The organism is Allobaculum sp., assembly GCF_047010065.1.
Taxonomy (GTDB): Bacteria; Bacillota_I; Bacilli_A; order Erysipelotrichales; family Erysipelotrichaceae; genus Allobaculum; species Allobaculum fili.
This window is the reverse complement of the sequence record NZ_JBKXLD010000006.1, coordinates 26162-39222: the sequence shown is the minus strand read 5'-3', so window position 1 is coordinate 39222 and position 13061 is coordinate 26162. Positions and strand designations below refer to the sequence as shown.

Here is a 13061-nt window from a genome sequence, read left to right as displayed (position 1 = left end):
TGGTCGTACAGCGAAATGAGTTCGCCGTCCGACAGATCGGCTGCGGCGTTCATGTTGCCGGAAATGCCGAGGTTTTTCTCCAGACGGCACCAGGAAATTTTTGGATCCGGATGCGCCTTGAGGTAGTCTTCGACATCGTTTGTCGAAGAGCCGTCGGCGATGCACAGCTGCCAGTTATCGTACGTCTGTTCGCGCACGGAATCGATCATTTTTTCCAGAAGATCGAGCGGCGTGTTGTACGCGGCAACGATCAGGGAAACTTTCGGATTCCAGTCAAATTTCACCCTGCGCTGCGCTTCAAGCTGTTCCGGTGTAGCGCGGTGCGCGAGGAACCAGCGGTTGTACTCATCGTTAAACGGGGAGTCCTTATGGGTCGCCTTGAAGTGGAGACGGGAAAGGAACGGTTTCAGCCCGTGGATGCGCAGGTATTCCACGCCATGGGAAATGCGCTGGGCGTTGATGCCTTTCAGATTAAGCCAGCTCAGTTTTGGCTGAACGATCGGAACGATCCATTCCTGCTGCCCGTTCGACACTTTCATGGAAAACGGCTTATCGAAGCGGGCCGGGTTGTTTACATAAATATGGAAGCCGCTGACGCGTTCGGTCAGAGTGAAGAAGCTGCGGGAAACATCAAAGCGGGCGGAGAAGCGAACTTTAGCGTCCTTAACTTCGTTTCCGTGCGCGTCGAGCAGGGTGATTTCGAACGGCTCGGACGAATTGGTGCCGATCAGCCAGCCCTGAATGATCAGAAGGTCTTTTTTCTTCTGGTACAGATAGACGTCGATCATCGACATCAGGCCAGTCGTATTGGTCGCTTTTTCGAGCGCCTGGCCTTCGAATACTTTTTTTCCGCGGCCGTTGTAGGTCAGTTCAACTTTTTCAACGTTCACGTTTGGCAGATCCGCACGCAGGGTAAAGCCGGCGTGGGTAATTTCCGGTGCCTGTTTGGCGAGGCGGGCACCCTGATTGCGGCGGTCGCGGCGTACGCGCGTGTGTACAGGCTGGCCGTTGACTTTCAGCTCAAAGTCGCCGCCTTCCGGAGTTTCGGTATCGACCGCGATGCCGGACATCACAATCGAAACGGACTGATCCGGATGCGGGGTTACGAGAAACTGGTTGATCATTAAAGAATAAAATTCATTGCTCATAAAATGTCCTTTTTAAACCGGTCAGTCCCAGGGCACAGGTCTTTGTCGGTGCGGCGTTCGGGCTGCCGTCTGATTACTTTACTTCATGTTTAACATCAAAATAACATTGATGAATCCATCGCGTCGAAATGAACTATTGTACACTGTCAAATTTTCGCTTTGCGCAAACCAAAGCAGTTCAACTTCGATCGCATATTTCTTTTCTGTCGGGATGCTCTTTTTATATAAAGGAAAAAAGCAGATCTCCATACAGCCAAAATCCGGATAGAACATCCGGATCAGGTCTTCTTGATTCTGCAGAGAAATGCGTTTTCGATTGCTTGTTTCCTTCGTGTTTAACACGTAATCAACAAATTAAATGTGCAGAATCCCTCAATTGGTGCCGCTTTGTCAGCGGGTAAGAAAAGATAGAAAGCCTTTGGAAGCCTTAGAGCTCTTCCGCAAAGCCTCTTTGCAGCTTGTCAAATACCCAGGTACCAAACATGGTCAGAACAATGCCGAGCAGCAGCACGATGCCAAGACAGATAAAGTTTGGCGCCGTTCCGTCCATCATGACGGCGCGGCTGGCGTCTACGATCATCGTCAGGGGGTTCAGACGGATCATATAGGCGAGAATATGCTTGGAAGGGAACACGCTGAGCGAATAAACGATCGGCGTTCCATAGAACAGCAGGTTTAAGACGAACTGAATAATGTTGTTAACGTCCTGGACGTACACATTCACGGCAGCCAGAATCAGACCGATGCCGTAAATGAGAAGGGCTTCAATCACTCCGATTGCCGGAATCCAGAGAACGTTCCACGTCAGAGGAATCTGGTAGATCACAACGAAGATCAGCATGATCGGAATGGAAATGAAGAAGTTGACCAGTCCGGAAAGAACCTGCGAAAGCACGAGGATCTTTCTCGGAAAGTAAACCTTCTTGACGACGCCCTCATTGGCCTTGATGCAGCCGGTCGCGCCGACCACGCCGCTCTGGAAAAAGTTCCAGGGGAAAATACCGGTAATCAGATACACCAGAAAGTTCGGCATGCCGCCGCGCATCAGGTAAGGGAATACCAGGTAGTAAACCAGCACCTGAAGCAGAGGGGTCAGAAATGTCCACAGGACGCCAAGAAATGAACCTTTATAGCGGCCGCGAATATCCTTGCGAACGTTCGTCTTGAGCAGTTCGCGATATTCGTAGAACTCGCGGATGGATTTCATGTCAAGCCTCCTTGAAGCCGGTACCTGTGTGAAACAGAAGAAACCGTGCCCTCCAATTATAAAAGAAATCGGAAGACAGAGTGAAAAATCCGTTTTCGAACGGGTTTACGGCTGTCTTCTATTGAAACAGATCTCCCCGAAAAACAAAAGCGCCGGAGCGTTTTGCTCCGGCGTAAATAGCGTTAAGGGAAGACGAAGCTGGAAATTATTCTTCCGGTGCGTCGTACATATGGGAGATTTCGTGCACGCGATCCGAATGCATGGATTCGTCCGCAAACTGCATCTTGTCTTCCTTGGCGTACTTCTTGACCTGCGCCGAGGTCTTGGCGATCGGGGCAAGCGTTCCGGCACCGGCTACGCATCCGCCCGGGCAGGCCATGCCTTCGAGCAGGTAGCCGTTGAGACGGCCGGCCTTGGCCATCATCAGCATCGTACGGCAGTTTTTCAGACCTTCGGCAGCCTGGACTTTTACCGTGGTACCCGGATTGTTTTTCTCGATAAGGGATTTAACGGCTTTCGCTACGCCGCCGGAAACCGCGAATTCACGGCCCGCTGCGGTACCTTTGTCAAAGGTGCCTTCTTCGGCAACAACCTGCGGCAGATCGATGCCCTTGGCGACGAACATGCCCATGACTTCTTCAAAGGTCAGAACGAAGTCGACGTCCGAACGAATGGAACGGCGGCTCGCTTCGAGCTTCTTCGCCGCGCAGGGACCGATGAAGGCCACTTTTGCGTTCGGGTGTTCCTTTTTAATGAGACGGGCGGTCAGAACCATGGGCGTAAGCGCCATGGAAATATAGTCTTTGAACTGAGGGAATTCCTTTTTCGCCATTACGGACCAGGCCGGGCAGCAGCTGGTCGCCATGAACGGCTGCTTTTCCGGAACTTTGTTCAGGAAGTCTTCGGCTTCTTCAATCGTGCACAGGTCGGCACCGATGGCGACTTCAACAACATCCGAGAATCCGGCTTCCTTCAGCGCCGCAACGACTTTTTCCGGAGTGACGGTCGGACCGAACTGGCCGACAAAGGCAGGAGCTACAGCGGCGATAACTTCTTCGCCTTCCTTCATGGCCTTGATGGTCTGGAAAATCTGACCTTTGTCGACGATGGCGCCAAACGGGCAGGAAACGAGGCACTGACCGCAGGATACGCACTTGTCGTAGTCGATTTTGGCTTTTCCGTCTTCGTCGGAATGGATGGCGTTCATGCCGCAGCTTACCGCGCACGGACGTTCAATTTTTACGATCGCATGATACGGGCAGGCTTCCATGCACTTGCCGCATTTGATGCAGAGGTCCTGATCAATTTCCGAATGACCGTCCACCATGTGTACGGCTTTTTTCGGGCAGACTTCTACGCACTGGTGGGAAAGGCATCCCTGGCAGGCGCTGGTGACCATGACTTTCTTTTCCGGGCAGCCATGGCAGGCAAAGGAGATAATGTTAACGAGAGGCTGGTCATAGTACTTTGTCGCTACAGCGCTCTCTTCGACGCCGTCACTGATCGCGCCGGCGGTGGTAATGTCGCGTACGGGCAGGCCCATGCCTAAGCGCAGACGTTCACCGATGATTGCACGTTCGAGAAAAACGGAATCACGGTATTTGGCCTGTTTGCCCTGAATGATTTCATAGGGAATGGCTTCCATTCTTTCTTTGTAATCGACGTCATCGCTGTAAGCCATATCGGCAATGGCCGCAAAGACTTTACGACGAATATCGGTAACCGAGTTGTAAACACCTCTCATGTAAGTTGCTCCTTCCTTCCTCTGTATGGAATCAAAATGTGATTTCTGATGAATTTACTTAAACAGCTTTCTTAGAATAACAAGTTGTTACAAAATTCACAAACAGAAACCATGAACTGTCGAAAATTATCTGGAAATGTAAGGGGTTTCGAAAATATCGCCTTAAAATTCAGGCACAGGAAGTGACGGTTTCCCATGCGGCTTTCGCAGTGTGTTCCTTATTATTTTTATTCCGGTCATCCTTTTTTTCAATGTTTTGATTCAAAATGATATCGCACTGCACAAAAAGGAAATAAGCAAGCCGGAGCCGCTTCCTTTCATCCTCAGAAAATAGGATTTTTTGAAAACAGAAAACGGGATGGAAAAAAGCCGGCTGGATACTCCGTCGGCATAAAGAAGAAAAAATGAAGAAGAAAAGGAGAAAAGCGCTCCGTCCAGACGGTGGAAACACGCTTTTCTTTGGAAATATTCAAAATCCGCGAAAGCGGGAATTTTGATTGGAGAAGGAGAAATTTCTATGAAAGAGCTGATCATTCAGAAAAATGACGCGTCGCAGCGCCTGGACAAGTTTCTGCTCAAGGCGTTTCCAAATCTGCACAAGGGCGCGCTCTATAAAGCGGTGCGCAATAAGAAAATCAAGGTGAACCGCAAGCGGGCGCAGTTTGATCAGATCCTGCAGGAAGGCGATCACATTCTGCTCTTTCTGGCGCCGGATCTTCTCGAAACCAAACCGCAGACGATGGAAAAGCGGCCCGATCTGGATGTCTTCTACGAAGACGAAAACCTGATTGCGGCAAACAAGCCGGCCGGTCTGCTTTCGGTTAAAGATTCGGCCGAAAGCCAGGATACGCTCAACGACCGTCTGCTCTGGCATCTGTATAAAAACGGGGAATACGATCCCGCAGCGGAACAGTCGTTTCGACCGGCTCTGGCGCACCGTCTGGATCGGAATACGTCCGGTCTGGTGCTGGCGGCCAAAAACGCCGAAAGCGCGCGAACGCTGGCCGAGGCGATCCGGGAGCGCGCGCTCAAAAAAAGCTACCTGGCCGTTACCCGCAAAAAGCCCGTTCAGGGACATATTGAAGTCTGGCTGAAAAAAGAAGGAACAAAGGCCCTGATCAGCGAGAGCCCGAAAGACGGCTATGACAGCGCCATTATGGATGTGCACACGATTGAGGAAGATCCAGTACGGCATCTGTGCCTTTCGCAGATCGATCTGCATACCGGACGCTTTCATCAGATCCGCGCCACGCTCGCCCATTTCCATACCCCGCTGGCCCGGGATGTGAAGTACGGCGATAAAAAAGGAAAAGGCGATTACCGGCTGCAGGCGTGGAAAATTTCGCTGGAAAACACGCCTTTTGAAAAGCCGGCTGTCATCGAAATTCCCAAAAGCGAAAGACTGTCCTTAAAAACGCTTCCTGCGGATTTTTAGAAGGGAATTCGAGCGGGAAGTCTGAAGCGAAAGCCGAAAGCAGGCCGCCAAACTGTCGATTTTATAAAGATTAAATACAGAACAGAAAGCGTGCAGATCCAGCGTACGGAGCGAAACTAGAGCCGGTTTGGAAAGTCACAAGTTTCTGTTACCGTCCAGATATGACACGACTGCTCATTTCTGCGCTCGTCTGCACGGGCTGCTTTCTGTTTTTTATCTGGCGCCACTATGGTCGATCCGCTGCTGGACTTATCTTCTGGGTGCTGTATTATCCGTACGTTCTGCTCGAACTGGCCTGGTCAGAGGAACTGCTCTTTTTTTGCGTTCTCGGTCTTTTTGGCGGCATGGCGTGGATGGAAGATTTGTATACGCGCTATTTCAGCGCGTACTGGCTGTTACCGTTTGGACTTCTTCTTTTCTGGAGTGTCGGACTCACGCACCCGGGATTGCGGGGCTTTTCGCTTTTGGATGGTCTGGGCTTTGTGTATGGCATTGGCGGTCTGGTTTTATGGAGACAGAAGAAACTGGGGCTTGCGGATGTGCTTTTGCTTTTCGGCCTGGCGTTTGGGCTTGGCTTTGAACGCATGCAGGTGTGCATGGCCATCAGTCTTCTTACAGGCTTCGTTTTACTTGGCTTCTCAAATGAGGATATTCCTTTTGGAAGCGCGCTGATGATCGGATTTGTGATCGCCTTTGCGCACGGTATGACTCTGTATGAGAAACTTGCGGGCTGCTTATGATTTTTTCTGTTCGCGGATCGTGCACCGGAGGCTCCTGAGAAAACGAACAGAATTCCAGTTTTGAAAGGTTTGCTTTCCTGCCGGTTTTGGTACACTCAATGCATATTTCTGAACAGGAATGCATTTTTATTTTGTCAAAGGAGGGGATCCGAATGAACAGCTGGTTTGAAAACCTGAACGCCGTCCCAAATGGGCTTGCCTTAGGCGGCGGAGGGGCGAGAGGCTGCTACGAAATCGGTCTCTGGAAAGCTCTGAATGAAGCCGGGCTTCGCTTTGATGCGGTGAGCGGCACGTCGATCGGCGCGCTGGTCGGCGCCATGTATGTTCAGGGTGCCCTGCCACAGATGATCGAATTTGTACAGACGATGCATCCGCAGGCGATTGCCAAGGATATGGTTTACTTTCCCGAAAATCTTGGCAAATGGATTCAGGATCGAAAGAAAATTGAAGACTTTCTCTCCCGCTACATCTTTTCGAGAACGGGGATGAACATCTCGCCGCTCAAGGAATCGCTGGATGCGATGTTTGACTATAAAGCGTTCAGGGCATCGCCGACCAACTTTGCGTGCATGACGTTTAATCTGAGCACGAAAAGGCCGGAAGCCTATTTCAAAAACGAGATGAACGAAGAAAACGCGCAGAACATCATTCTGGCTTCCGCATCGTGTTACCCGGCATTTCCGGTCATGAAGATGAACGATCAGGAGTACATTGACGGCGGCTACTGGGACAACGTGCCGGTAGATCTGGCCGTGAAGATGGGCGCGAAAAAGGTACTTGGCGTCGATGTCGAAGGGCCAGGCCTCGTGCTTCCGGTTTCTCCATCGGTCGATCTCTTTTTGATGAAGCCGATTTTGCCGCTGGAAAACTTTCTCGATTTCTCCCGCGCTGCGTGCATGAAAAATCTGGCTGCAGGCGAGCTGGAAATGGGAAAACTGCGCGGCCTGTATGCCGGTCATCTCTTTACCTTTGATCGAAGCAGTCAGGAAGCCATCGATTTTTACGAAGGCTATCTGGGCTTTCTCTTTTCGATTCATCGTATTTCCATGGAGGCCAGAGAAATTGCAGGACTCAGCCGCTGGGCCGTGAAGTATTCGCCAAGCGACTTGTCGAAGGCTCTGCTCGAACAGGAAAGCTTTGTGGAACTGCTCGAAATTCTGGCGTATCTGGCCGGTCTCGATCCGTATCGCGTGTATTCATTTGCGGATTTTCTTTCTTTGCTTTTTACGCGTCTGAGCGAGATTGAAGCCCATCCGATTCGCACGACAATCCAGAATGAAGACGACATTCATTCGAAAATGCGGCTGATCGTACTGATGAAAGAGCGGATTGCGCGCACCGGCGTCGATTCGATGCTGAAAGCGACCCCGTACAATCGAATTCTGCCCGGCCAGGTCGCGCTTGCCCTGGTCTGGTTTTTCATGGAGGCAGCTTATGAACAGAGAACGACATCAGAACCTGCGTCCGGCCGATAAGAAGCCGAATGAAAAATATGGACTCGTCCTTGGAGGCGGCGGTTCGAAAGGGTGCTATCACGTCGGCGTCTGGCAGGCGTTTAACGAAGCCGGCATCACCTTTGACGCGCTGAGCGGGACGTCGATCGGCGCGCTGGTCGGCATTTTTTATCCGGGAAACCGCATCGAGACGGTTACAGACTTTGTCATGAACATGCAGCCCCAGGAAATTGCGGCAGATCTGCCGGTTCTGCCGGTGACACTGAAGGAAAAAGTGCTCGGAAGCCGGACGGTTCTGAATTTCATTATCAAGTACTTCGATTCCAAAATGGACATCACACCGCTGCGCGAACACTTTCGGATGATGTTCGATTACGAAACGTTCAAAGAATCGCCCGTACGCTACGGATGCATGGCGTATAACGATACGAAAAAGGAAGCCCGCGCCTTTTTTAAAGGCGAAATTACTGCGGAAAACGCGGAAGAAGTCGTAATGGCTTCCTCGGCGTGCTATCCCGCGTTTCCGAAAGTGACGATCAACGGAGAAGAGTATATGGATGGCATGTACGCGGATAACGTGCCGATCGATCTGCTCCATGCCCTCGATCCCAGCCTGGACTGGACGGTCGTCGTCGACCTGCACGATCCGGGCGAACCGCTGCCGCCTTCCTTAACGGAAGACATGTTTTATCTCGAACCGCTGATTAATCCGGGAAACGCGCTGGATTTTTCTACCGGTCATGCGATGCGCATGTACAACCAGGGCTATCTCGAAACGCGCAAGCAGCTCGGGTCGCTCTGCGGCTATTTGTATACGTTTGAAAACCGGGATCTGCCCCTGATTGAGATCGTGGAAAACTATCTCATTCGCCAGACGACGCAGATGCATATCGTTTTCCCGAAAATCCCGGATCTGGATTTCCACATTTTGAAAAGCGCGCTCGGCTATACGCCTGGCCGCTCGTCTGCTGCAGCGGATCCTGGCTATGAATTTGGCCGGCTGGTCGAGGCGCTCGCACTGCTGGCCAAAATCGATCCCGTCGCGCTGTACGACTACGGCGACTATCTTGATCAGATCGTCACGCAGCTGGATGCGATCAAGTCGTCCTACGACGGCGATGAATTTCGGATCGTTGAATTTTTCTCGAAAATGAAACGGGAAGAAATCATGGTTGTGCTCCATCGCTATCTGAAAAAGAGCGGGCACTTTCCATCCAAAGTCGAAGCCATTAAAGAGCAGATTCCGCTGAGCTATACGCTGGCCTGGATCTGGTACTGCCTCGATGCACTCGTGGAATCGCTGCATCACGTACGCGCCATTCATGAAGGCAACGACGAACTCGAAGAAGAACTGTCCAGAACGCCGCAAACCCAGACAGAAGACGAATCCTCGAAAACAGAGAATTCCAAAGATCAGAAGACAAATACCGATCCAGCTTCTTTGGCGAGTCCGTCTTCTGAACCGGCCGTTTTGAACGCCCAGGATCCCGATGCCTATGTGCGGGTGATGTCCGGCGAAAAAGAAACCGAACCGGAAAACGTCTAGCAGCTTTTCCGATTTTGAAATGCGCATTTTCCCCATTCCCATACAAAAACAGCCCGAAGAAAACCGGAAAAACCGGCTCTTTGGGCTGTTCGTTTACCAGGCAGAAAAAGAATTCAGGAAATCAGGCAGGGGATGAAATCGATCTGTAAAGCGGATGGGAAGGATCCTTTAGCGGAAAGGAAGGAATTCGCCCAGTCGAACCGATTGCTTACGCTTCGTCGCCAAAGAACAGCTTCAGGTCCTGATCTACCGTACGGATGCCGGAAAGGCCAAAGTTTTCAATCAGGACTTTCGCCACATTTGGGGACAGGAACGCCGGAAGCGTTGGCCCAAGATGAATGTTCTTAATGCCCAGATAGAGCAGGGAAAGCAGAACGATGACGGCTTTCTGTTCATACCAGGCGATGTTGTAGACGATCGGGAGGTCGTTGATATCGTCGAGTCCGAAAACGTCTTTCAGTTTCAGAGCGATCAGCGCGAGCGAGTACGAGTCGTTGCACTGACCGGCGTCCAGGACTCTTGGAATGCCCTGAATATCGCCGAGATTCAGCTTGTTGTATTTGTATTTGGCACAGCCGGCGGTCAGGATTACCGCGTCTTCTGGAAGCTTTTTCGCGAATTCGGTGTAATAGTCGCGGCTTCTCTGACGGCCGTCGCATCCCGCCATCACCACAAATTTTCGAATGGCGCCGCTCTTTACGGCTTCGACGATCTGATCGGCGAGTGCGAACACCTGCTCATGCGCAAAGCCGCCGACGATTGTTCCGGTTTCGATTTCCTCTGGTGCCGGGCACGTTTTCGCCTGTTCAATCAGAGCGGAAAAGTCCTTGATTTCTCCATAGGCACTATCGATATGGCGGCAGCCTGGATATCCGGTCGTTCCGGTTGTCCAGAGACGGTCTTTATAGCTTTCGGCCGGCGGAACGATGCAGTTTGTCGTCATTAAAATCGGACCGTTGAATTTTTCAAACTCTTCGCGCTGCTTCCACCAGGCGTTTCCGTAGTTGCCCGCAAAATGGGGATACTTCTTGAACGACGGATAGTAGTGAGCGGGAAGCATTTCGGAATGGGTATAGACGTCTACGCCTGTACCCTGCGTCTGTTCCAGAAGCATTTCCAGATCGCGCAGATCGTGTCCGGAAACAAGAATTCCCGGGTTTTGGCGGACACCGATTTCCACTTCGGTCATTTCCGGATGGCCGTACGCGTCGGTATTGGCTTTGTCGAGAAGGGCCATGCCGTCTACGCCGTATTTTCCGGTTTCCAGAGCCAGGGCGACGAGGTCGTCGACGCTCAGCGAATCGTCGAGCGTTTTGCTTAAAGCGTTCTGGAGAAACGCGTCAACGGCTTCGTTATCGTGCAAAAGCGCGTTGGCGTGCTTGGAGTAGGCGGAAAGGCCCTTCAGTCCATACGTGATGAGCTCGCGTAAAGAACGGATATCTTCATCTTTGGTCGAAAGCACACCGACTTCAGCGGCTTTCGATTCAAAGTCTTCTTTCGGTCCGTTCCAGAAGGCAGCTTCGGGCAGACCGTCCGTACTGCCAAGCTGTCCGAGCAGGTTTTCCTTCATTTCCAGCGTGTCTTCTACCATGAGACGGATGAAATCGCGATCAAAATTGGCGTTGGTAATCGTTGTAAACAGATTTCTGGAAATCTGATGATTGACCGCCTGCGAAACCGGCAGACAATCAGCACGCATTTTCGTTGTAATGCTCGAAAGGCCTTTGGTTACGTAGACGAGCAGATCCTGCATGGCCGCGACTTCCGGCTTTTTTCCGCAGACCCCTGCGATGGTGCATCCCGTATTGCCTGCGGTTTCCTGACACTGATAACAGAACATTTTCTCTTTCATATATGTATATCCTCCATAGACTGCCCGGACCGGCCCAGAACGGGCGGACAAAAGAAGGCGCGCCTTTAAAAGGCGCGACAAGCGGGCAGTTTGTTTGCTTCTGTGTTCGTTTTTACTGTATTCAAATGCAGACGATAAGTATGTGGTTAAAACCACATCGACAAATTTTTATGGAGAATTTTCATGGACGAAAAACAGCTGCTGAAAACCGCTTTATTTAAAGGAATGGATAAGGATGAATTGGGTCAGTCGCTTCATGCGCTGCACGCCAGAGAACGCCATTTTGACAAGGGAGAGACGATTTTGCATGTGGGCCGCTCAACGCATGAAATGGGTCTGGTTCTGTCGGGAAGCGTTCGCATTGAAAGCCTGGATGAAATGGGAAACCGGACGATTTTAAACCTTATCGTCCCTGGTCAGTATTTTGCGGAGGCATACGCTCTTCTTGGCAATGAGCCGACACTGGTGGAAGTTGCAGCCAATGAACCGACCCGCATTCTGTTTCTGGATTTGCAAAATCTGAAACCCGGCTCCTGCCGATGCGGGGGGTGGGAGACGAAAGTTCTGTACAATCTGACGCTGCTGGGTGCGCAGAAAAATCTGGCTTTATCCAGACGCAGCTTTTTCACATCTTCCAGAACGATCCGCTCCCGCGTACTTGCGTATCTGCGTTTTGCGGCGCTCAAAAAGGGAAGCCGCGTTTTCGAAATCCCGTTTGATCGACAGCAGCTCGCCGATTATCTGAATGTAGAACGGAGCGCCCTCTCTAAGGAACTTGGCCGCATGAAAAAAGAGGGACTGATCGCGTTTGAAAAAAATCATTTTGAACTGCTCGATCCCGCCAAACACGATTTGCTTTAAACGAACGAATCAAAACGGACGAATTGAACCGGAGGAAAAGGGAAACCTGCTGGTCCAGATCTTGCTGCAGGACATGAAAAAAGCTGCCGGATTTTGGCAGCTCAGCGTTTTAGCAAAATGGATCAAAATGGTTAACGAAAGATCAAATGCCGCATTAGTTATCGCTTTTGCGGGCAAGGGCCGGATCAAACCATTTGAAGCGGGTATCCATGTCGAGTTCGACTTCGATCGGCTTGCGCGTGTACGGCTGCAGAAAGCGCAGACGATAGGCCTGAAGCATCAGGCCTTTTTTGTTGCGGACAAGACCGTACAGCGGATCGTTCATGATCGGATAGCCGATGTTGGCCAGATGAACGCGGATCTGGTGCTTGCGTCCGGTGGAAATGTCGGCAGAGACGAGCGATTTGTCTTCAAACAGTTTCAGACGGGTGATGTGGGTATGGGCAGGTTTGCCTTTGGAGAAGACCATCATCTTTTCGGCTTCGTGACGGTTGCGGGCAATCGGGTTGTTGATGTCGATTTCCCGATGATCCACACGGCCGTCTACAACGGCGAGATATTCCTTTTTGGCGGTGCCGTTTTCGAACTGCTCATCGAGGAACGCCTTGACAAGCGGATGCTTGGAAAAAAGAACGAGGCCGCTGGCTTCCTGGTCGATGCGGTTGACCGGCTGCGCCGCAAAGCGGGCGCCGTTGGAAACGAGATAGCCGTTGACGCGGGAGGTCAGCGTATCTTCGGTATTGCCGTCACCATGCACGAGTAAAAACGGCTTCTTGTTGGCTACCAGGCAGAAATCGTCTTCGTAAACGATCGGAACGCCCGCAAAGGACAGCGGTGTCGTTTCTGAAATATCGAACGTTTGGTCGATGCGAACGGTGACTTTATCTTTTGGGGAAATTTCTTCAGCCGGGTTGGTGATGACCTGACCGTTTTTCAGAATTTCCGTATGTTTTTTCTTTTCTTTGGAAATCGCCAAAAATGTATTGAATTCTTCCAGCGTGATCGGCAGATCCGTCAGCGCCTGAAGATTTCCATCAGGGAGAACATGAATTTGAATGGACATGATTAAAACCT

10 protein-coding genes are annotated in these 13061 nt (G+C 51.2%); 5 read left to right on the top strand and 5 right to left on the bottom strand.

Annotation, left to right across the window (positions count from 1 at the left end; all coding sequences use genetic code 11):
• The 3 genes from ACLUYS_RS01285 to ACLUYS_RS01275 all read right to left on the bottom strand — a co-directional run.
• The coding region (locus tag ACLUYS_RS01285) for a glycosyltransferase (RefSeq protein WP_412658728.1) at positions 1–1148 on the bottom strand (1148 nt) is incomplete at its 3' end.
• Between the two features lie 427 nt (positions 1149–1575).
• A complete protein-coding gene (locus tag ACLUYS_RS01280; protein WP_230268274.1) occupies positions 1576–2355 on the bottom strand; it encodes an ABC transporter permease in 780 nt (259 codons plus the stop codon).
• Between the two features lie 205 nt (positions 2356–2560).
• Entirely contained in the window at positions 2561–4099 is a 1539-nt protein-coding gene (locus ACLUYS_RS01275) for a 4Fe-4S dicluster domain-containing protein (protein ID WP_288338936.1), read from the bottom strand.
• Between the two features lie 517 nt (positions 4100–4616).
• On the opposite strand from ACLUYS_RS01275, the gene ACLUYS_RS01270 reads away from it, so the two are divergent.
• The 4 genes from ACLUYS_RS01270 to ACLUYS_RS01255 all read left to right on the top strand — a co-directional run bounded on the left by ACLUYS_RS01270 (position 4617) and on the right by ACLUYS_RS01255 (position 9274).
• Complete coding sequence (locus tag ACLUYS_RS01270; RefSeq protein WP_412658727.1) at positions 4617–5534, top strand: RluA family pseudouridine synthase; 918 nt, start codon at positions 4617–4619, stop codon at positions 5532–5534.
• Positions 5535–5695: 161 nt separating this feature from the next.
• Entirely contained in the window at positions 5696–6274 is a 579-nt protein-coding gene (locus tag ACLUYS_RS01265; protein WP_230268277.1) for a hypothetical protein, read from the top strand.
• Between the two features lie 152 nt (positions 6275–6426).
• Positions 6427–7749, top strand: coding sequence for a patatin-like phospholipase family protein (locus ACLUYS_RS01260; RefSeq protein WP_412658725.1), 1323 nt, complete (start codon positions 6427–6429; stop codon positions 7747–7749).
• Positions 7709–9274, top strand: coding sequence for a patatin-like phospholipase family protein (locus ACLUYS_RS01255; protein WP_412658724.1), 1566 nt, complete (start codon positions 7709–7711; stop codon positions 9272–9274). Before ACLUYS_RS01260 ends, ACLUYS_RS01255 begins: the two co-directional genes overlap by 41 nt.
• A 208-nt stretch (positions 9275–9482) precedes the next feature.
• Here the strand turns inward: ACLUYS_RS01255 and hcp are convergent, their stop codons facing one another.
• Positions 9483–11126 (bottom strand): hydroxylamine reductase, encoded by a 1644-nt coding sequence (gene hcp, locus ACLUYS_RS01250; protein WP_412658722.1) that lies wholly within the window; start codon positions 11124–11126, stop codon positions 9483–9485.
• Positions 11127–11309: 183 nt separating this feature from the next.
• On the opposite strand from hcp, the gene ACLUYS_RS01245 reads away from it, so the two are divergent.
• Positions 11310–11987, top strand: a complete 678-nt coding sequence (locus ACLUYS_RS01245) for a Crp/Fnr family transcriptional regulator (RefSeq protein WP_412658721.1) — start codon at positions 11310–11312, stop codon at positions 11985–11987.
• A gap of 154 nt (positions 11988–12141) precedes the next feature.
• Here ACLUYS_RS01245 and ACLUYS_RS01240 read toward each other — a convergent pair whose 3' ends face one another.
• Positions 12142–13050: an RluA family pseudouridine synthase gene (locus ACLUYS_RS01240; RefSeq protein WP_288338942.1), complete on the bottom strand. Its 909-nt coding sequence runs from the start codon at positions 13048–13050 to the stop codon at positions 12142–12144.
• Positions 13051–13061 lie beyond the last annotated feature (11 nt).

Excerpts from the sequence above, each read along its gene's own strand:
- ACLUYS_RS01280 (WP_230268274.1), bottom strand. The coding sequence starts at position 2,355 with ATGAAATCCATCCGCGAGTTCTACGAATATCGCGAACTGCTCAAGACG.
- ACLUYS_RS01275 (WP_288338936.1), bottom strand. The coding sequence starts at position 4,099 with ATGAGAGGTGTTTACAACTCGGTTACCGATATTCGTCGTAAAGTCTTT.
- ACLUYS_RS01270 (WP_412658727.1), top strand. The coding sequence starts at position 4,617 with ATGAAAGAGCTGATCATTCAGAAAAATGACGCGTCGCAGCGCCTGGAC.
- ACLUYS_RS01265 (WP_230268277.1), top strand. The coding sequence starts at position 5,696 with ATGACACGACTGCTCATTTCTGCGCTCGTCTGCACGGGCTGCTTTCTG.
- ACLUYS_RS01260 (WP_412658725.1), top strand. The coding sequence starts at position 6,427 with ATGAACAGCTGGTTTGAAAACCTGAACGCCGTCCCAAATGGGCTTGCC.
- ACLUYS_RS01255 (WP_412658724.1), top strand. The coding sequence starts at position 7,709 with ATGAACAGAGAACGACATCAGAACCTGCGTCCGGCCGATAAGAAGCCG.
- hcp (WP_412658722.1), bottom strand. The coding sequence starts at position 11,126 with ATGAAAGAGAAAATGTTCTGTTATCAGTGTCAGGAAACCGCAGGCAAT.
- ACLUYS_RS01245 (WP_412658721.1), top strand. The coding sequence starts at position 11,310 with ATGGACGAAAAACAGCTGCTGAAAACCGCTTTATTTAAAGGAATGGAT.
- ACLUYS_RS01240 (WP_288338942.1), bottom strand. The coding sequence starts at position 13,050 with ATGTCCATTCAAATTCATGTTCTCCCTGATGGAAATCTTCAGGCGCTG.